Origin of the sequence: Hymenobacter fastidiosus (genome assembly GCF_039539565.1) — a bacterium.
GTDB lineage: Bacteria > Bacteroidota > Bacteroidia > Cytophagales > Hymenobacteraceae > Hymenobacter > Hymenobacter fastidiosus.
Genome location: NZ_BAABDJ010000006.1, coordinates 208,442 through 228,323, shown reverse-complemented (window position 1 = coordinate 228,323; position 19,882 = coordinate 208,442). Strand labels below are relative to the sequence as shown.

Annotated in this window: 18 protein-coding genes; 8 read left to right on the top strand and 10 right to left on the bottom strand. The window is 62.0% G+C overall.

The features are described 5' to 3' along the window. Positions 1–28: 28 nt before the first annotated feature. From ABD833_RS04485 to ABD833_RS04455, 7 genes are all read right to left on the bottom strand, one after another. On the bottom strand, positions 29–1,354 hold the full coding sequence (locus tag ABD833_RS04485; protein ID WP_345071260.1) for an ATP-binding protein: 1,326 nt from the start codon (positions 1,352–1,354) through the stop codon (positions 29–31). Next, the gene (locus ABD833_RS04480) at positions 1,348–2,619 is read right to left on the bottom strand and encodes a tellurite resistance TerB C-terminal domain-containing protein (protein ID WP_345071258.1); all 1,272 of its coding nucleotides are present in this window, start codon (positions 2,617–2,619) and stop codon (positions 1,348–1,350) included. Before ABD833_RS04480 ends, ABD833_RS04485 begins: the two co-directional genes overlap by 7 nt. A 45-nt stretch (positions 2,620–2,664) precedes the next feature. Further along, positions 2,665–2,910: a hypothetical protein gene (locus ABD833_RS04475; RefSeq protein WP_345071256.1), complete on the bottom strand. Its 246-nt coding sequence runs from the start codon at positions 2,908–2,910 to the stop codon at positions 2,665–2,667. Positions 2,911–2,992: 82 nt separating this feature from the next. Then, positions 2,993–3,460 (bottom strand): Wadjet anti-phage system protein JetD domain-containing protein, encoded by a 468-nt coding sequence (locus ABD833_RS04470; protein WP_345071254.1) that lies wholly within the window; start codon positions 3,458–3,460, stop codon positions 2,993–2,995. Positions 3,461–3,490: 30 nt separating this feature from the next. Continuing rightward, the gene (locus ABD833_RS04465; RefSeq protein WP_345071253.1) at positions 3,491–4,033 is read right to left on the bottom strand and encodes an ISAs1 family transposase; all 543 of its coding nucleotides are present in this window, start codon (positions 4,031–4,033) and stop codon (positions 3,491–3,493) included. Then, the gene (locus ABD833_RS04460; RefSeq protein WP_345071252.1) at positions 4,030–4,245 is read right to left on the bottom strand and encodes a hypothetical protein; all 216 of its coding nucleotides are present in this window, start codon (positions 4,243–4,245) and stop codon (positions 4,030–4,032) included. Before ABD833_RS04460 ends, ABD833_RS04465 begins: the two co-directional genes overlap by 4 nt. 132 nt (positions 4,246–4,377) lie before the next feature. Next, positions 4,378–4,578: a transposase family protein gene (locus ABD833_RS04455; protein WP_345071251.1), complete on the bottom strand. Its 201-nt coding sequence runs from the start codon at positions 4,576–4,578 to the stop codon at positions 4,378–4,380. Positions 4,579–4,880: 302 nt separating this feature from the next. On the opposite strand from ABD833_RS04455, the gene ABD833_RS04450 reads away from it, so the two are divergent. Then, positions 4,881–5,771, top strand: a complete 891-nt coding sequence (locus ABD833_RS04450; protein WP_345071250.1) for a transglutaminase-like domain-containing protein — start codon at positions 4,881–4,883, stop codon at positions 5,769–5,771. A gap of 198 nt (positions 5,772–5,969) precedes the next feature. On the opposite strand, the gene ABD833_RS04445 is transcribed toward ABD833_RS04450, so the two are convergent. Continuing rightward, positions 5,970–6,575 (bottom strand): redoxin domain-containing protein, encoded by a 606-nt coding sequence (locus tag ABD833_RS04445; protein ID WP_345071248.1) that lies wholly within the window; start codon positions 6,573–6,575, stop codon positions 5,970–5,972. 13 nt (positions 6,576–6,588) lie between these two features. Further along, on the bottom strand, positions 6,589–7,257 hold the full coding sequence (locus ABD833_RS04440; protein ID WP_345071246.1) for a 4'-phosphopantetheinyl transferase superfamily protein: 669 nt from the start codon (positions 7,255–7,257) through the stop codon (positions 6,589–6,591). A gap of 294 nt (positions 7,258–7,551) precedes the next feature. On the opposite strand from ABD833_RS04440, the gene ABD833_RS04435 reads away from it, so the two are divergent. The 7 genes from ABD833_RS04435 to ABD833_RS04405 all read left to right on the top strand — a co-directional run bounded on the left by ABD833_RS04435 (position 7,552) and on the right by ABD833_RS04405 (position 16,908). Further along, positions 7,552–8,487: a WD40 repeat domain-containing protein gene (locus tag ABD833_RS04435; RefSeq protein ID WP_345071245.1), complete on the top strand. Its 936-nt coding sequence runs from the start codon at positions 7,552–7,554 to the stop codon at positions 8,485–8,487. Positions 8,488–8,615: 128 nt separating this feature from the next. After that, positions 8,616–9,710: a DivIVA domain-containing protein gene (locus ABD833_RS04430; protein ID WP_345071243.1), complete on the top strand. Its 1,095-nt coding sequence runs from the start codon at positions 8,616–8,618 to the stop codon at positions 9,708–9,710. Positions 9,711–10,190: 480 nt separating this feature from the next. After that, on the top strand, positions 10,191–10,559 hold the full coding sequence (folB, locus tag ABD833_RS04425; protein ID WP_345071242.1) for a dihydroneopterin aldolase: 369 nt from the start codon (positions 10,191–10,193) through the stop codon (positions 10,557–10,559). A gap of 152 nt (positions 10,560–10,711) precedes the next feature. Then, on the top strand, positions 10,712–11,134 hold the full coding sequence (locus ABD833_RS04420) for a BlaI/MecI/CopY family transcriptional regulator (RefSeq protein ID WP_345071241.1): 423 nt from the start codon (positions 10,712–10,714) through the stop codon (positions 11,132–11,134). Beyond that, on the top strand, positions 11,121–13,742 hold the full coding sequence (locus ABD833_RS04415) for a M56 family metallopeptidase (RefSeq protein WP_345071240.1): 2,622 nt from the start codon (positions 11,121–11,123) through the stop codon (positions 13,740–13,742). Before ABD833_RS04420 ends, ABD833_RS04415 begins: the two co-directional genes overlap by 14 nt. Before the next feature lie 134 nt (positions 13,743–13,876). Beyond that, positions 13,877–16,468, top strand: a complete 2,592-nt coding sequence (locus ABD833_RS04410) for a DUF5916 domain-containing protein (protein ID WP_345071238.1) — start codon at positions 13,877–13,879, stop codon at positions 16,466–16,468. Between the two features lie 50 nt (positions 16,469–16,518). Further along, positions 16,519–16,908 (top strand): VOC family protein, encoded by a 390-nt coding sequence (locus tag ABD833_RS04405; protein ID WP_345071236.1) that lies wholly within the window; start codon positions 16,519–16,521, stop codon positions 16,906–16,908. Positions 16,909–16,993: 85 nt separating this feature from the next. Here the strand turns inward: ABD833_RS04405 and ABD833_RS04400 are convergent, their stop codons facing one another. Then, positions 16,994–19,570 (bottom strand): DUF5916 domain-containing protein, encoded by a 2,577-nt coding sequence (locus ABD833_RS04400; RefSeq protein ID WP_345071235.1) that lies wholly within the window; start codon positions 19,568–19,570, stop codon positions 16,994–16,996. Positions 19,571–19,882: the final 312 nt, after the last annotated feature.

Here is a 19,882-nt window from a genome sequence, read left to right as displayed (position 1 = left end):
CAATAGCTGACCGCTGACCGCTCAAAAATCACAGTACCTCAATCCCATCCAGCAGCGCATCCACGGCCGACTCATCCGGCCGTTCGTCGCGGATTTGGAGGTCGCCGAACAGCTTCTGCTTGTCGAGGCCGGGGTTTTGGCGCAGCAGGCTGAGGATGTTCAGAAAGTCGCGGATCACCTCGCGGGGCGTGAGAAACTCACTCGCGCCGGGCTTGTTGAACAGCTCCTCCATGAAGGCGTGAATATCGGCCTCCGACACGGCGAGCGTGGTGTGGTAGTTGAAGTCGAAGATTTCCTTGAGCTTCTGGAGCAGCACGAACACCTCGTTGTGGGTGAGGGGCAGCAGGCGCACCACGGGCTGGGCGAAGTCGCGGACTTCGGCGGTTTCGAACTTGTTGGTTTCCAGGCGCGACTTCAGGGCCTGGTAGCTGAACAGACCGCGCCGCTCGTTTTCGAGCACCTCGCGGGTGCCGGCGAAGTTGATGAACAGGTGGCTGACCTTGCCCTGGAAACAGTCGTTGTAGATGGTCAGAATCTTCTCGTAATTCTTCTCCCGCATCCCCGCCGTCGAGATTTTGTAGAGGTTGATGGCCTCGTCGAGGTTAATCATGAACCCGCTGTAGCCCAGGCTCACGAACAGCCGCCCGAAGTTTTTGAGCATGTCGTAGTAGTTCAGGTCGTGGATGATTTCGCGCACGCCCAAATCCTGCCGGGCCTCGGTTTTAGTGCGGTACTCGCCCTTAAGCCACTTCAAGGCGTGGCGGCGCAGCAGGTCGTTGTCGGTGATGTAGCCTTCGTAGTACTTCATCACCACGGTGCCGAAATCGAAGCCGCCCACGTCGGTCAGCTCCTGAATGGTGCGCATGATGGCGGCCTGCACCTTGGGCAGGTGCTGCGCGTCGCGGATATCGGGCAGGGCAATGCCGTGGGTTTCGGCAGTGCGGGTGAGCACCTGCTCAATCCACTTTTCGAGCAGGGTAGCCAGGGCCCCGCCCTCGGGCTTGGTCTGGATGGCAATGTTGTCCATCAGGGCCGAGTACAGCGCCACGGCCTTGCCGTCGTTGGCGTAGAGGCGGTTGTCGGGGGTGAAGTCGGCATTGGCCACCACGAATTTCTGCTTCAGCGCCACCGTGTTCAGCAGGTGCAGCATGAACGATTTGCCCGAGCCGAAGTCGCCAATCCAGAACTTGACCATGCTGTGGCCGTTCTTCACCTCATCGAGCGACTTGAGGAAGGCTTCAATCTCGGGCGAGCGGCCCACCGTGATGTGCTGCACGCCCAGCTTGGGCACCACGCCGCCCAGCAACGAGTTGATGATGGCCGTGGCCTCTTTGGGTTTGATGTTGTCTAGCATGATGCGGTAATGCGCTGGTAGTAGGTTTCGTAAATGGTGTAGTCGTCGCCGCTTTCCTCAATCAGCACGTCGTCGAGCCGCGCGTAGCAGGCCTCGTTGATTGCGTCGATGAGCTGGTTGCGCAACGCTCCGTGCTGCCGGGCAAAGGCTTCTACGTCGGCCCGCGGCAAGGTCAGGCTCTGGCCGGCGAAAAGCAGCAGCAGCTCCTGCTGGGCCGCGCTCAGGGCTACGGCGAAAGTGAGGGCCTGGGGCTGGGCCGCGGCTGATTCGGGAGCACCGGGCGCAACGGCTTTTTTGGTCGGCGCGGTGGCTTTGGCTTTAGCTTTTCGGGGCGGAGTCGGGGCCGGCCGGGAAGCGGCGACTGGCGGCGTAGGAACCGGGGCCGGCTCGTCTTGCAGGTACTCGTTCAGCAACTCCACGGTGCCGGCGTGCTGCTGGCGGGCGGCGTGCACGGCGGCGGGGCTCCGCTCAATTTTCCGACGCTCCTTAAAGTAGATAGTGGGCACGGCGGCCAGCGCGGCGGGCAGGTCGCGGGTGTTGATGAGCTCATAGGTGAGGCTCTCGAAGCGCGGGAAGTGCTCGGGCAGCGGAAACAAGGCTTTCTGCAGCCGCTTCAGCAGGGGTTTGGGCTTGAAGGGGTGGCGCCGCGCCCCGTGGTAGAGGTAGTGCAGGTAGAGACGAAGGGTGGCTTGCTGGCCGGCCGCGCCCAGCTCCCAGGCTGCCTGCTGGTAGATGGTGGCCACGTTGGGGTTGCGCTCGTTTTGCTGCCCCAGTGCATATACCTCTTCCACAAACTGTGCTGGCTGGGCCGGCAGGTAGGCCAGCAGCTGCTGAAAACGGGGTAACCAGCGTTTCGGGTCGGCGAGGTTGAGGGCTTGTTCCAGGGCGGGGTCGGGAGCGGGCAGGGCCTGGGCCAGCGGGGCCAGCAGGGCCGGCAGCACGTCGCCGAAGTAGTGGTTGAACCGCTGGTCCGGGTCGCTCTTTTCAGAGAAATACAGGTCGGCATCCAGCAGCCTGAAGCCATACCGCTCGCGCACGGCGTTTTCGCAGCGCTGAAAAAGAGTGAGAAACACGGCCGCGCCCACCTTAGGCCCGGCCGAGTCGCGGCTCATGTAGCGGTAGTTGTAGTAGTGGTGGTCGTAGTGCTCGGTTTCTTCCTCCAGCTGTTTCACCCGCTTAAGCAGGGTCGAGCCAGCCTTTTTGCACCCAAGCTCCAGCTCGTGCAGCACCGCCACGTAGAGGCGCACGGTGGTTTGCCGGGCCACCTCAATCTGCAGAAACGCGTGGTTGGGGGCGAGGAATTTGTTGAGCTAGGTTACCTCGTTGCGTTGCAGGCCCAGCGGCTGTTCGTACAAGTCGCCCAGCTGCGCCGGGCGCGAGTAGTGGTGGTAAGAAGTGAAATAAGGCATGAGCGGAGGCGTAACGAGTGGGGCCGCCGGGGCCGGAATGCTGACCGCCGGCCGGCCCGTGAGGTCGATGATGGAGTCGTCATCGGCGGCAGCGGCAGCGGCAGCATCGGCAGCGTCATCGGCGGCGGCGGAGCGGGTGAACGACATAAGCGGGCGGGCAACAGGTGAGGCGGAGCTGGCCGGAAAGGCCCCGGCCAGCTACAAAGTTGGCGCTGCCAGCGGTAAAAAGCTATTGCCCGGCCGTTGCCCGTAGTGCCGCCGCCACGTAAGCCGCCGGCAGCTTTTCCTGCTCCAGCCGGGCATTGGTGCGCAGCAGCTCCTGGTAGAGCGGCTGCTCCGCTTCCGTGAGGCCGGGCAGGGCCTGCGCCACGAACCCCGCGCCCTGCCCGCCGCCGTGGTAGCGCCGGAACGTGTCCGCGTCCATCAGCCACGACTGTGCGGCGGGGAAACAGGCCCGCAGCCGCGCCAGAATCGGGAAGCCATGCACGTCGATGTCGCCCCAGTAAAACAGCTGCTTTTCGCCGAGCCAGCCGGCGTCCGCCAGCAAATTCACGGCAAAGCCGCTGCCCCAGACGGCCACCGCATCCGCAACCGCCGGGAAGGCCAGAAACGAGGTCAGGTTTTCGATGATGTAAACCCGGCGCACGGCCAGGTTCAGCCGCGCAAACTCGCTCACCCACACGCTCAGCTGCGACACGGCGGGGTGCAGCCGGTGGGCCGTTAACTTCTAGGGATGAGGGGACAAAAACTGCTTGAAGTTTTGGGCGAAGTGCACTTGGGTATAGCTCACAGGGAGGGGGGTATGCAGCAGCAAGTAATTCAGGGACAAGGTGTTGAACAAGGCGACATTGACCGCCGCCAGGGGGTGGCGAATCCCATTCGTGTCCTGTTTAAACTGCACGTCGCGGGCGCGGTGCAGCTTGTTTTCGATGCCCCAGTGTCCGCGAATGCCCGCCGCCAACTCGGCTACCGGTGTCGTGCGTAAGCTGGTGATATAGTAGCGTGTTTGCCGGGTGCTGACCGCGCCGCGGACCACGGTTTTGACCACGACCACGGTGCGGGCCAGCCCGGCCCAGGCCGTCTGCAACACGGGGTCAGCACAGGCATAACTACTTACTTGCCAGGTACAAATTGCCCCGCTTCGGCGCTCCTGGACTTGCGTATAGTCCCGGGCGGGGGCGGGGGCGGCCTGGTGTTGGGCCTGGATAGCAGCCCGCAATTTGGGCTGGTTGCCCTTGACTTGCAGCACGTAGTCGTTGCCACTGGTCACGATGGCGGCAGCCGTTTTTTTTGGGCATGCAACGCGTCAAGCGTCAGCACCACGCCCCGGTGTTGCAGGCCATCCAACAAGGCATGAATCACGCTTGATTCCCCTGTTTTCTTGTCCGTGTAGTCCTGCAGGGCCAGCGTCAGGCCCGTGCGCTGGCAATACAGACTCACGACCGAGACAAAGGTTTGCCCGGCTTCTTGAGCGTGCTGCACCGTCGAGCGCAGGCTTTGGCCATCGCCGGCCACCCAATCGCCCGCGACGGCCTGGTCGTTGAAATACTAGCTAAAAGCGTGCGCAAGCGACTTCTTGTCAAGGGCTTGTAGCAGCTTGCGCACGCTCACATGCTAGGGCAGGCCGTGCGCCAAGGCGAAGTAGTCGCTGAAAAAGGCGGCGTTACTGCGGCCGAAGGCACTGATTTTACGGTAGCTCACGTAGCCGCTGGCCGCGGCCAGGAAGATGAGCCAGAGCAGGCCTTGCAACGGATAGCGTTGGCCTTGCCGCCGACGCGGGTCTGTAATTTGCGCAAAGAAATCAGCTAATGCCATGAAATTTACGTGGTTTGAAAGAACACAACCTACACGCCTGCCTAGAAATTAACGGCTCTGCCACACCTCGCCAGACGCAGCATTACCAGCTCCCCACCCGCAAGAATCCTGCTTTCTGCCGCATTTCCTCCGATATTGCATCCCGTAAGCCGGACGGCGACGCGGCTGAATAAGAAGCCGGTGCGGGCCGACTGCGAAAAGGTGAAGCTGCCGCCAGCCGGGAAAACTGGACTGCGGGCTGGTTTTTCACTTTATTACCAGCCATAACCTGTGAATGGCACCAGGGCCATTCTCCCCATTGAATGACGAACAAAGAAATTAAAGCCCTTATTTCCCTGCTCGACGACCCGGAAATCGCCCCCCAGATTCAGGGCAAGATTGAGTCGTTGGGCGAGAGCATCATTCCGTTTCTGGAGGAGTCGTGGGAGGAGAGTCTGGATCCGGCCCAGCAGCAGCGCCTCGAAGACCTGATTCACAATCTGCAGTTCGGCGGCCTGCAGCAGCGTCTGCGCGTGTGGCGCGACTCGGGCAGTGAGAACCTGCTCGAAGGCATGTGGCTGCTGAACTCCTACCAATACCCCGATGCCGACCTGCAGGCCCTGAGCCGGGCCATCGAGCAGCTGCGCTTCGAAGTCTGGACCCTGCTGCGCCCCGACATGCACCCCGCCGACCAGGTGCAGGCGCTGAACTACGTAATGTTCCGGACCCATAAGTTCTCGGCCAACACCCAGAACTTCCATTCGCCGGCTAATTCCATGCTCCATCTGGTGTTGGAAACCCGGCGCGGCAACCCGCTTACGCTCTGCGTGATTTACCTGCTGGTGGCCCAGCGGCTGAATCTGCCCGTCTTCGGCGTGAACCTGCCCAATCTGTTCGTGCTCACCTTTCAGCCCGACGACCCGGCGGTGCTGCCGTTCTACATCAACTGCTACAACCGCGGCCTGATTCTCTCGCGCACCGACATCGAGCACTACGTGGGCCAGCTCAACCTGTCGCCGAACGATATTTTCTACGAGCCCTGTTCCCACCTCGACATCGTGCGCCGCGCCCTGCGCAACCTGATGATGAGCTTCGAGAAAATGCAGGAACCCGGCAAGTCCGCCGAAGTAGGCAAGCTGCTCGCCATTCTCACCGACGACGCCACAACCACCGATGCCGACCCCCGGGAAGACGACGGCGCGGACGAGGATTAGAATGTAACGCGAAGTTTCACTTTGCGAAGCGTTGAACGAACCCCAGCAACGTAGCCGCGCCGCGAAGTGAAACCCTGGTTAACGTAGAAAGCCCCGACCGGTGATCATACGGCGGGGCTTTCTAAGGTAACCAGGCTTGCTTCATTGCTCAGGACGGATTGCTTCGGGCCTCGCACTGACCCGGCATTGGGTCGCAGCTTAAAATTTCTTGATCAGGCAGCCGGCGGCGCGCTTATCGGCCACGCCGGCGGGCTTGCCGGCCAGGATGTTGTCCAGGGCCTGGGCCAGATACTGGTCCTTCACGTAGCTTTCCACCTGGGCATTATCGTCGATGGCTCCTTTGTAGCGGACGGCAAAGCCATTGCTGGTGGGCACCAGCAGGAAGGCTTCGGGGGTTTTGGTAGCGCCCAGCAGCGTGCTGGCCCGGTGGTCTTCGTCGGTGAGGTAGGCCAACCCGGTGCCGGCCGTTTTCACCTTCAGCTTTTCCGCGTCAGTGTCGGCCGCGCTGGCTTCCAGGTTGATGGGCACGTTGATGAACAGAAACTCAACGCCCCGGCCGCTGTACCGGGCCTTGAGCTCGTTGAGCCGATTCTGGTAGAGCTTGGAAAAAGCGCAGGCCGGGTTGACGAATACCACGACCACGGCTTTTTTCTGCGCGTAGCTGCTCAGCGCCACCTCGGCATTGGCCGCGTTCTTCAGCGTGAAGTCGCTGACGGTAGGGCTCTGGGCCCGAGCCGTGGTGACGGCCACGGTACAGAACAGCAGCGCAACGGCGGCGAGGATGGAGATGCGGCGGAAGGACATAGAGCGGGAGAAATCAGGAAAGAAGGAAAGGGGCATCAGGCTCAAAACAGTGGGTAAGTACGTAATCCGGGGCCAGCCGCTGGTATTGAATCTGGTGTCGGCTGCGGGAGTTTTCTGTGAGCAGGTGCCCCGTCAGCACACCGGCCGCCCGCAGCCCAAACGGGGTGAGCTGAATCTGCTCCTTGAACACCAGGCCCCGGCGACTATGCAGCTTATAGAGCGTCTCTTTGGCACTCCAGTAGAGACTGTTTTTAGCTTCATCGTCGCCGGCGTCGGCTCGTTCGGTTTCCGATAAAAACCGGGGAGCCAACTTTTGAGCTTTAGCCCGGATCAATTCAACATCTGTGCCAACTCGTCCACGGGCCGCCACGACCCCCGCCACCCACTCGCCGGAATGAGAGAGTGACACCGCGTACTCCGGCAGCTGCTCGAAGAAGGGCCGCCCGTTGACATCATTGCGGAGCAGAGCCGGAGTAGGCGTGAGCTGCCGCAGCAGGGTATGAGCCAGGGCGCGGCCCGCCAGCCATTGTAAGGAGCGGGTTTCGTCGCGGCCCACGGGTTGCAGCCGGGTGTAATGGTCGGGCTGAGGCAGCAGCGCCAGCAGCCCGGCAGGTAAGTCGGTGAGGTGCCACAGGCCGAGCAGCGCATCCGAAGCAAGCGGCGTAACGGTGTGCAGCGGCATAGGGGGAGAAAACAGGGCGGAAGGGAAGCACAAAGCAAGCAGATAAGCCGCAACAAAACGGCCGCCCGGCGGGAAGATCAGGTTAAGCTGCGAACCCCGGGCTAACTTTCGGCCCTGGAGCTGGTTAAAAATCAGGCCTGGTCTATAGTTCAGACACTCCAAAAACGCCGTTCCGGGCACTTCCAAGGCTTCAGCCCTATGCTTGCCCAACCACGAATAGGCCTTTTCCGACTTGTTTCGAGGTTAGAAGCATTAGCCAATGCTAATTTTTAACCGGCTCTTACTCCGCTCGCTATGCCCTTGCTCTTTCGTCCGCAGATTCAGAAACTGGCCACGCTCACCGGCCACCGCGACTGCGTGTATGCCCTGGCCGGCACCCCCAACGAGGCCACGGTTTTTTCGGCCGGCTCCGATGGATTTGTAGTAGCCTGGGATATCGACCAGCCCGAGCGGGATGGCGAGCTGGTCGCGCGGGTCGAAAACTCGGTGTACGCGCTGCGCTATCTGCCGGCGCGCGGCCTGCTGCTTATCGGCCACAACTTTCAGGGCCTCCAGGTTATTTCCCTGGCCGAAAAAAAGCTGCGGCACGCCATCGCCCTGCCGCCGGCTGCCATCTTCGACATCGTCCATTCCGCCGCCCGCCGCCGCGTATACGTGGCCCTCGGCGACGGCACGCTGGCCGTGCTGCACGACGACGATTTTAGGGTGGAGAAGCTGGTTTCCCTATCCGACAAAAGCCTGCGCTGCCTGGCGCTGCACGAGGAGCGCAACGAGCTGGCCATTGGCGGCAGCGACGCATTGATCCGGGTGCTGGACGCTGATTCGCTGACCGTTAAATATACCCTTGCCGGCTCCACGAATTCGGTTTTCACGGCGGCGTACTCGCCCGATGGATGCTTGCTGGTGACGGCGGGCCGCGATGCCCATTTGCGGGTGTGGGACGTGGCGGCCGGTTACCGCGAACAGCAAAGTATTGTAGCGCATCTTTTTACCATCAATCACCTGGCCTTCAGTTCCGATGGGCAGTTTCTGATAACGGGCAGCATGGACAAATCCATCAAGCTCTGGGACGCCGCTACCTTCCGGCTGCTGCGGGTGGTGGATAAGGCCCGGAGCGCGGGGCACGGCACGTCGGTGAACAAGTTATTTTGGTCCGCACTCCGGAATCGGGTAGTTTCGTGTAGTGACGACCGCAGCCTTGCGGTCTGGCAGGTAGTAATGACCGATTAACAGTCAGCAATGAGCCCGTAAGAAGTGGCCGTCCACGGTGGAACCGGGGAGCGGGGCACGGATAATGGGGAGGTGCTGATTGACTCCTGGTCATTGATAATGGCTCATTGATAATTGTTGATTGAAAAATGAAGATTACCGCCCTCGATATCCGGCAAAAGACTTTTGAAAAAGCCTTCCGGGGCCTCAACAAGGAAGAAGTCGAAGCCTTTCTGGTGACCCTTTCCCAGCAGTGGGAGCGAATGGGCGACGAAAACCGGGAGCTCCGCCTCAAGCTGGACCATGCCACCCAGGCCGTGAGCAAGATGCGGGAAGTGGAAACGAGCCTCTACCGCACGCTCAAAACGGCCGAAGATACCGGCAACAGCATCACCGAGCAGGCCCAGCGCGAATCGGAGCTGCGTATTCGGGAAGCTCAGCTCAAGGCCGATCAGCTTCTGGCCGATGCCCGGCAGAAGGCCCGCGCGGTAGTGGATGAGGCCTATAAGCAGGCGGAGAAAACCATTGTCGAAATGCAGACCGAGGTCAATGGCCTGGGGCAGCAGTGCCAGGGCCTGGAAAACCAGCTCGAAGGCCTCGTGCGCGACCTGCAGCGGCTGGCGGCCGACTCCCTGGATAAAGTAGAAAAGGTGAAAGCCCGGCCGAAAGCGTCAATCGCGGCCATCCTTTCGCGGGCGGCCAGCGTAAAGGTGAATCGACCTGATTCCTCACCTGACCCCGATTCCGCCATGCTCGTAAGCTCCGCTTCCACTTCCGCCGTTGCCGCCGTCGCCGGCGCTGCCGCCGCCACCGTTGGGGGTAGCGCGGCCGACCAGCCCCGCCAGCCCATCGGCCCGCAACCCGGCAGCTACAACCCCAAGCCCGGTCAGCAGCCCGATCCTCGCCCGGAACCCCAGCCCGGCGAGCAGCCCGATCCTCATCCGGAACCCCAGCCCGGCGAGCAGCCCGACCGCGGAGCCCCGGCCCGGACGCCCGGTCCCGACATCCGGCCCAACCCGTCGCCCAACGAGAACCCCGGCATTTCGGACCCGGAGCGCATCTATCAACCCGGCCCGGCTACGGTTCCTAATCCCGTAGAGCCCTACGTGGAGCCAACCCGCCCCGATATTCAGCCCGTGGGACCCAGTCATCCCGAAATAGCCCCGCCTTCGCCCGCGACGCACCCGGGGATGACGGTGGCGGCGTCAGCCCCCGCCGAGAAGTCGTTCTTCGACGAAATCTAGACCACGGATTCCTCCGGATTTTTCGGATTCCGCGGATTTTGTGAACGTGCGAAAACCTGCCCGACCGGGCAGGTTTTCTTTTAGGTAGTTGAGGTGCCGCCAGGCGTCCGTTGGCGGGTGGGCGGCACAGCAGCCGTTCAGCTACCAGCCACACCTCATCAAAAGGAAGCCTGGTCCTCTTAAGGCCTTTGGGTCAACCACCGCAGCACATTAGCTAATCACATCAGCACATTAATCACATTCCACCCATCAGCACATCAGCACAGTAATCACATTCCACACATCAGCACATTAATCACATTCCACACATCAGCACATTAATCACATTTCACACATCAGCACATCAGCACAGTAATCACATTCCACACATCAGCACATTAATCACATTCCACACATCAGCACATTAATCACATTTCACACATCAGCACATTAATCACATTCCACACATCAGCACATTAATCACATCAGCACATTAACAGCATGGGTCAGATTGCACTGGAGGGGATGGAGTTTTTCGCGTTTCACGGCTACTACGACGAGGAGCAGAAGATCGGTAACAAGTACGGGGTAGACCTTTACATCAGCACCGACCTGCACGCGGCGGGTACCTCGGATAAGCTCCAGGAAACGGTGAACTACGAAGTCCTGTACCGGGTGGTGGCGGAGGAGATGCGCGCCCCGGCCCGGCTGCTGGAGCACGTGGGCCATCGGGTGCTGGATCGGATTATGGTGGAGTTTCCGCACGTTCATTCGGTGAAGGTGCGCGTGTCGAAGTTCAATCCGCCGCTGGGTGGCATCTGTCGGCGGGCCCGCATCACGCTGAAGCGCAAACGCGCTCTGCAACCATAAGGAAAAATAGATGTCCTGTGAAAGCCAGTCGGATACGGCTGGTTTTTATCTTTGGGGTAAATCATACGAAAGTATTCGTAGTAAAATTTGGGACTACGATATCTTTCGTATATGTTTGAGGTACGAAACGCGTCGTACTAAAGTGCCTTCCTATGAGCAAGTCTCCCATTCCTAAGCCCACCGAATCCGAGCTGGAAATTTTGCAGGTGCTCTGGCAACAGGGGCCGGCTACCGTCCGGGTTGTCAACGACGAGCTTAGCCGCCGCCGTGACGTGGGCTATACCACTACCCTGAAGCTGCTGCAGCTGATGCTCGACAAAGGCCTGGTGCTGCGCGACGACGATAGCCGCACCCATGTGTACCGCGCCGCCGTGCGGGAAGAGGAAACCCAGGGCCTGCTGCTCGACCGGTTCGTGGATGCCGCTTTTGGGGGCTCGGCCATGAAGCTGGTGCTGCAGGCGCTCGGCAACCGCCGTACTTCGAAGGAGGAGCTGCAGCAGATCCGCACGCTGCTCAACCAGATGGAAGATCAGAAAGACTCCACCGATAAAGCTGCTACCGATGAACTGGCTTGAAACTGCACTTTCTCCCGCCCTGGTGCGGGCCCTGGGTTGGACCATCGTGCATTCGCTCTGGCAGGGAGCCGTGGTGGGGCTGGCCCTGGTCGGGCTGCTGCTATTGTTGCGGCGCCATTCGGCCCAGGTGCGCTACAATGTGGCCTGCGTAGCCCTGGCCACCATGGTCGGGCTGGCTTTGGTGACGTTTATCCGGCATTACTCGATTGCGCTGATCGGCCCGGAAGCGGTTACGGCCCTGGCCGCGCCGGCTACCTCCGCCGGCACAGCTGAGGCGCTGGGTTTCCTGCCGGCCGACCAGCCGGCTGCGGATGCCGGTGGGGCGGTTGGTCTGCCGGCCTGGCTGCAGTATTTCGACCATAATCTGCCTTTGATTGTTGCCGCCTGGCTGCTGGGGCTGCTGGCCATGACGCTCCGCCTGCTGGGTGGGCTGGCTTACGTGCAGCGCCTGCGGCATTACCGGGTGCAGCCCTTAGCGGCCCACTGGAACGAGCGGCTGGAAGGGCTGGCGGCTAAAGCCGGGCTGCAGCGCCCGGTTACCCTGCTCGAATCGGCGCTGGTGAAAGCTCCGCTCGTGGCCGGGCACCTGAAGCCGGTGATTCTGCTGCCCCTGGGTACGGTGCTGGGTCTCACGCCGGAGCAGCTGGAAGCCATTCTGGCCCACGAGCTGGCCCATATTGTCCGCCGCGACTATCTGATGAACATGCTCCAGTCGGTGGCTGAAATCCTTTTTTTCTACCACCCCGCCGTCTGGTTTATCACCGCCTGCCTGCGTACGGAGCGCGAAAACTGCTGCGATGACGAAGCTACCGCCATCTGTGGCGATCCACTAACGTTGGCCCGGGCCCTGACCGCGCTGGCTGAAATGGGGCAGGACGTCACTCCCGTGCCGCAGCTGGCCCTGTCGGCCGTGGGGCCCGATGGCTCGCTGCTGGGCCGCATCCGGCGGCTGGTGCAGCGGCGGGCGGCTCCAACCTTCTCCGAGGGCTTTATGGCCGCGCTGGTCGTGATGGGCGGTCTGGTGCTGCTGGGCGTCACGGCGGCCGTATCGATGGCCAGCCCCCGACCCTGGGCCGACAACGCTCAGGCCCTGGCCGGATTCGTAGTCCGCCCCGACCATACGCTCTGGCTGCACAGCATCGAAGCTATGCACCAGGATACGCTGCCGCCCATCCCGCAGCCGGAATACCTGCCTCAGGATCAGGCGCAGAACGGGCCGGCCGGCGACGACACCAAGGACAAGAAAAAGAAGCGCCCGGCTACCGAGGGAAACCAGCGCGTAGTAATCGTGCGCAACGAGGCCGGGGAAGGATCCAGCCGGTACGGCCGCAATGATGACGACCGCACCGTGATAGTGAAGCGCGATAAGAAGGGCCGGGCCACGGAAATCTTCGTCGATGGCCGCCGCATCGATCTGCAGGCCGAAAATAAGAAGGGCAAAGGCGGCAGCACCGAAATCATTCAGCTGCCAGCACCGGGCCGCGCCGACCGCCGGGGGAGCAACAACAGCGGCGACGACTTCGCCTTCAACTTCAAGGACGGCTCCGAAACCTACGGCATGACCTTCAAGGACCGGGAGGCGCTGCGCATGGCTTTTCCCGGGTTTCAGATGAACCTGAACCTGGATACCGAGCGGGTACGGGCCAATGCCCAGCGTGGGACGGGCAAAACCTACGTGACGCGCAACGGCAAGCGCGTGGAAATCCGCAACGCCAGGACCGGGCAAATCATCGACACCGGGAAAGTTCAGGACGAAGCGCTGCGCGATGCCGAGCACCAGCTTCGGGAGGCCATTCGCAGGGAAACGGATGAGAAGATACGGGAGCAGCTCGACGACCAGCTTGACCGGCTGCAGGAGCAGCACGAAGAGCTGCGCAACCAGCAGCAGGAGCGCCAGCAGGAGCAGGACCAGGAGCAGCGCGACCGGGACCAGGAGCAGCGCGACCAGGTGCAGGAACAACGCGACCGGCTGCAGGAGCAAAGCGACCGGATGCAGGAGCAGCGCGATCAGATGCAGGAGCAACGGGACCGGGCCCAGGAGCAGCACGACCGGATGCGGGAGCAGCGCGAACGAACCGAAGCCGCCATGGTGCGCGAACTCCGGGCCGACGGCCTGCTTTCGGACCCCGACAACTACCAGCTTAGTCTCAGTGCCAAAAACCTGGTAGTGAACGGCAAAACCCAGCCCGCCGCCCAGCGCGACAAATATCTGGGCCTGCTGCAGAACCAGTCCGGCCATAAATTGGCCCCGGGCAGTAGCTATAACGTTACCCGCAATACGGATAGCAGCACCAGCACTATTACCGGTCCCCGGCCTGTGCAGCCCCCGCAGCCCCCGCGGGCGCCCCGGGCGGTGACTCCCCCCATGCCCCTGCGGGCACCCCTGCCGCCACGCAGGCCAAGCGTTGACTCCGGCGTTATTGGCAACCAGCTGCGCCAGGACGGACTGATTGGAAAAGAGGATAAATCCTATCAGCTGCAACTGAATCAGGCCGGCATGAAAGTGAACGGGCAGCCGCAGCCGGAAGAAGTGGCGAAGAAATACCGGGCCCTGCTCAACCACGCCGACGACAAGAGTTTCAACGTGAATATCTCCGTCTCGGAGTGATGAAGGGGGTAGAAAAGGCGGCTTGCAGAGAGCAGGCCGCCCTTTTTTTGCCCAATCGCGCCGGTTTGAGCAACCCTTCGCGAGTTTAGCTCATCTGTTTAGCTGTCTGCTTTATGTTTTCTTCATCCTGTTTTATGCGCGTACGGGTCCTGTTTCTCGGCCTTTTTGGACTATTGACCTCTGCGGCCCGCGCTCAGGATACGCCGGCCTCACCCCCTGCCTCTCCCACGGCCGCGGCCGCGCCCAAGCGCCAGCTTTCGGCCCTGCGCATCACCCAGCCCATTAAGCTCGACGGCCAGCTCGATGAGCCGATATGGCAGGAAGCTGCGCTGGCCACCGATTTCATTCAATCCCGGCCCAATCCCGGCCCGCACGAAAAACACCCCACCGAGGTGCGCATCCTGTACGATGATGCCAACCTCTACATCGGGGCCATCATGCACGACGTATCGCCGGACTCGATTCTGCGCGAGCTGACCCCGCGCGACGAGTTCGGCAACACCGACTTTTTCGGGGTCTTTTTCGATACGTACCAGGATAAACTCAACGGCTACGGGTTCTTCGTGACCACCGGGGGCGTGCAGCTCGATGCCCGCTACTCGCCGGCCAGCGGCGAAGACTTCAACTGGAACGCCGTCTGGGACTCGCGCACGGCCATTCGGGGCACCGACTGGATTGCCGAAATCCGGATTCCGTACTCGGCCATTCGCTTCAGCAGCCAGCCCGAGCAGCTCTGGGGCCTGAACTTTATGCGCCAGCGCAAAAAGGAAAACCAGACCTTTTTCTGGAATGAGGTGCAGCCCCAGGTCGATGGTTTCGTGAACCAGTGGGGCACGCTCAGCGGCGTGCGCGACGTGAAGCCGCCGCTGCGCCTCTCGCTGACGCCCTACATTTCCAGCTACGTCAATCATAATCCGCTCAGCGCCGACGGCACGCGCCGCACCACCACCAGCCTCAACGGCGGGGCCGACGTGAAGTGGGGCCTCAACGAAAGCTTCACCCTCGACGCCACCCTGGTCCCGGATTTCGGGCAGGTGCAGAGCGACAATCAGGTGCTGAACCTGTCGCCGTTTGAGGTGCAGTTCAATGAGAACCGCCAGTTTTTCACCGAAGGCACCGAGCTGTTCACCAAGGGCAACCTGTTTTACTCCCGCCGGGTAGGGGCCACGCCCATCGGGTTCTACGAGGTGGCCGTGGGCGACAAGGAGAAGCTGGTGCGCAACCCCAGCGAAACCGGCCTGCTGAATGCCACCAAGGTTTCGGGCCGCACCAGCAAGGGACTGGGGGTGGGGGTGTTCAATGCCCTCAGCAACAACGTGTACGCCACCGTGCGCGACACGGAATCGGGGGCGGAGCGGGAGATTCTGACCCAGCCGTTCAGCAACTACAACATCGTGGTGCTGGACCAGAGCCTGAAGAACAACTCCTACGTCTCGCTCATCAACACCAACGTAACCCGGGCCGGCCGCACCTACGACGCCAACGTGACGGGCGGCCTGTTTCGCTTCGCCGACAAGAAAAACCGCTACGCCCTCAGCGGCCAGGCCAACTACTCGCGCCGCCGCGGCAACATCTTCAACTCGGAGGCCCAGATCGACAACCGCGACGGCTACAAGTACAGCCTGGACGTGAGCAAAATCAGCGGCAGCTTCACCTACGGCGCGTTCCACGGCATTGAGTCCGATACCTACGACCCCAACGACCTGGGCATTCTGTTCAGCAACAACTCCATTTCGCAGGGGCTTTATGGCAACTACAACATCTTCAAGCCGTTCTGGAAAGTGAACCGGTTCAACAGTTTTTTTGGCCTGAACCACAGCCTGCTCTACCAGCCCACCGCTCTGCAGAGCGTGAATCTGTACGGCGGCTTCAATACCACCTTCACCAAAAACTTCCTGAGTACGGGCCTCAACCTCAACATTGACCCGCGCAACCGCGACTATTTTGAGCCGCGCAAGGAGCCGCTGGGCAAGTACTCCGTGCTGGTACCGGGCAGCTTCAACCTGGGCGGCTACATCTCCACCGACTACCGTAAAAAGCTGGCGCTGGACCTGAACGGCGGCATCCGCACCTACGCCCGCGACACGCGCCTGCCGGAACGGCCGCGCCGCATGAACTACGACTTTTCCGTCTCGCCCCGCTACCGCGTCAACAACAAGCTCAACTTCCGCTACTCCGCCGACTGGAGCCTGCGCCAGAACCAGATTGGCTTCGTCAACGGCGGCCTGAATGGCCGGGAGCCGCTCGATACGGCCGTCATTAGGCAGCTGGGCGGCAGCGTGCCGCTGGGCCGGGCCCCGAAAGACGTGCTGCTGGGCCGGCGGCAGGTGGTTACGGTCAGCAATGTGCTGTCGGCGGCCTACACGTTTACCAACCGCATGTCACTCACCGTGCGCACGCGCCACTACACCAGCACCGTGCGCTACCAGGACTTTGCCCTGCTGCGGCCCGGCGGCACCGAGGAGCCCGTGGACTACCGCCGCAACCGCGCCAACACCTACAACGCCTTCAACATAGACGCGGTGTACTCGTGGTGGTTCGCGCCCGGCTCGCAGATCAGCATCGTCTGGAAAAACGCCGGCACCAATTTCCTGCAGGCCAACGAAGCTACCCCGCTCTACTTCGAAAACCTGAACAACACCATCAACACGCCGCACAACAACAACGTGAGCATCAAGATCCTGTACTTTCTCGACTACCTGACGCTGCGGCCCCGGCGGACGTAAGTGCCGGCATTCCGCCCAAAAAGCAGCACCAGATTCTAACCCAGACCAGCGTGGCCCAGCACCTCGGTTCCCTGACGCTCCTCGTGCGCGACTACGACGAGGCGCTGGCGTTCTACATCGGCAAGCTGGGGTTCGTGCTGGTGGAAGACACCGACCTGGGCCACGGCAAGCGGTGGGTGCTGGTCGCGCCGGCCGCCGGGGGAGGCGCCCGCCTGCTGCTGGCCCGGGCTGCTACTGCTGAGCAGCGGGCCGCCGTGGGCAACCAGGCCGGCGGCCGCGTCTTCCTGTTTCTGCACACCGACGACTTCGCGCGTGACTTCGACCAGTTCACCGCCCGGGGCGTGACGTTTCTGGAGGAGCCCCGCCACGAAAGCTACGGTTGGGTAGTCGTATTCCGGGATTTGTACGGCAACAAGTGGGACCTGCTGGAGGTGAAGTAAGGCCGGCCGAATCAAGATAAAACGAAGCGGGCCGCGCAGCAGAAATTTGGTTTCTGCTGCGCGGCCCGCTTCGTTTTGCCGAACCTTACTTCTTCCGCCGCAGCATCAGATAGTCCAGGTAGTAGAGCACTTTCACCGACACTGAGTTATTGTGGGGCGTGTTGATGGTGTTGTTGAAGTTGTCGAAGTACTGGGGCGTGGCTTCTTCGGCCAGCAGGAACGTGGATCCGGCATTTTTCCAGACCACACTGATCTGCGAGCCGGGCGCAAACCACCACGAGTACACCGCGTCCACGTTGAAGGCGTTGTAGGTGTTGTCGCGGTTGCGCTGGTAGGCCACGCTGGTTTCCTGCCCGCCCGGGGCCAGGGTGGTGAAGTCGGCGTAGCGCACGTTGCTGGTGTAGTGGCGCGTACGCAGCGTGAACGACATCCGGTTGGTGAACGTGTAAGCCGCCGACAGCACGTTCGACACCGTGGCCACGGCGCGGCGGCCCAGCAGGATCTGGCCCAGCCAGGGCTGGTCGAGCGGCTCATCGGCCGCGAGGCCGCCATTCACGAAGCCGACCTGGTTGCCCGCCCGGCTCCAGTCCAGGCTGTAGCGAAACGTGAGATGGTTGCTGACGCGGTAGCGCGGATAAAAGCCCACCGTGTAGTGTGCGCGCCGGGCCCGGGGCAGCTGCTCGTCCAGGCCGTAGGTGCGGTTGCCGGCGTTCATGCTCAGGGCGAGCTTTTTGCGCGAGTCGGAGTTGACAAACAGGCCCAGGCTGGTGCTGCCCGGCACCCGCACCAGGTACCGGCCCAGCGGATTCTGGCGCGGCTCGAAGAAGTCGTTGTTGGCCGGGTCCACGTTGAGGTCGAAGCCCACCTGCAGGAAATTTGTGGTGAAGGTGGTGTTGCCGCCCAGGTAGAAGCTCAGGCTCTGGTGGCGCGTGGGCCGGTAGAGCAGCGAATGATTGATCTGGCCGAAAAGCCCCAGGTTGTTGACTTTCCAGAAGGGCTGGTACTTACGGTACGTCACGTAGCCCCACTGGCTGATGCTGTTGTTGCCGAACAGGATGCCCAGGTCGTTGGGGTTGTAAGTGTCCGACTCGATGCCGTGGTTCACCCCCCAGGTCAGGTTGCCGCTGACTTTGCCCACCCCAACGGTGTACTTGTAGCCGTCCGGGTCGCTGACCCGGACCGTATCGGAGCCAAACGTGTTGCCGCGGCGGCGGGAGTACACCACGCGGCCATCCACGGCGTAGGTGTTGGTTTTGTCGTTGAAGCTGAACAGCCCGCCGGTCACGTTGGCATCGTAGGTGCGGCCGGCCCGGGTTACGTTGGTGTTGATGAGCGAGACGTAGGAGTTGTTCTTCAGGCTCTGGTCCAGCACTGCAATGTTGTAGTTGCTGAACGGTTGGGTCAGCACCTCCCGCTCCTGCCCGGTTTCGGTGTGGCGTACGGTGGCGTACACGTCGTTGGATACGGCATTGAACAACCCCACGCCCAGGCCGTTTTGGGTGCGCCCCGAAATCTTGGTGGCATTCAGCAGGCCGGTTTCCGAAGGGTTGCGCAGCACCTTTTCCCGGGCCCCCGCCTTCACCCCGTAGAAGCCGATGGGCGTAGCGCCCACCCGGCGGGAGTAAAACAGGTTGCCCTTGGTGAACAGCTCGGTGCCCTCGGTGAAAAACTGCCGGTTCTCATTGAACTGCACTTCAAACGGCGACAGGTTCAGCACCTGATTGTCACTCTGCACCTGCCCGAAATCGGGCACCAGGGTGGCATCCAGCGTGAAGCTTTCGTTGATTCCCCATTTCACGTCGGCCCCGCCGTTGAGGCTGGTCGTGGTGCGGCGCGAGCCGTCGGCGCTGAGCGGATTATGATTGACGTAGCTGGAAATGTAGGGCGTCAGCGACAGGCGCAGCGGGGGCTGCACGTCGCGTACGCCGCGCAGCTCGCCCCACTGGTTCACAAAGCCATTGACGGCGGGCTTGACCTCGTTCCAGAAGAACTGGGCATTGTCGCGCTTGCGCTGGCGGGCGAAGTTGATGCCCCAGAGCTGCTCCGGCGCTTTGCTGAAACGGATGGCGGAGTAGGGAATCCGCAGCTCGGCCACCCAGTCGGTGCCGCGCTGGGTGGTGCGGGCGTCCCAGACGGCATTCCAGTTGAAGTCTTCGCCCCCGGCCGGGGAGTAACGGGCGTCGAGCTGCACGCCGCTGGTGGTCACGGTGAAGTTGTAGCCGTTGAGCTGGTCGTGGTAGGTATCGAGGAATACCGAAAACAGGTCGGTGTTGCCAAACTGGTCCCGGGCCGTCATTTCCCGCAGAATCGAATCGGGGCTTACATCGTGCAGCACGGCCCCGATGTAGAGGTTGGCATCGTCGTAGAGCACCCGCACTTCGGTGCGGTTCTTTTCGGGCACGCCGGGGTTGGGGCGCTGCTGAACAAAGTCGGTGGCTACGGGGGCCTGCGCCCAGGCCGCTTCGTCGAGCAGCCCGTCGAGCCTGATGCTGCTGCTGATGCGGATGGCCTGGAGCTGCCGCTTGGGGGCGGCGCTGGCGGCGGCCGTAGTGGTCGGGGTGGGCGTGGCGGCCGGGGCCGGAGCCTGAGCGGTGGCCCATTGGGTGCCCAGGCTCAGGGCCAGCAGCAAGCCGGAAAAACGCGGAATAGTCGTGGAGTGCATAACGCAGGCGTTTTGGGGAGGAAGCCGGACGGCGAAAAGAGGGGCAAGCCCGACCCAACCGGACACAGCAGTGGCTGGCAGCCGCCAAAGCGGCGCTGAAAAACAAGGGTCCGGAAGAGCGTTGGGGCCAGTCGACTAGTCGACTGGCGGAAGTCTTAAATGGAGCGCAGCGGAATGGGACTTCCAGCCCCGAACACGCGGCAAGTCTCCTGACTTGCGGAAACGGGCAACGGAAAGTAGGCTTGCTGGCGGTGTCAGTCCGGAGACTGACCTCGTGTTCGGGGCTGGAAGTCACGCCCGGCTGCGCCTCGC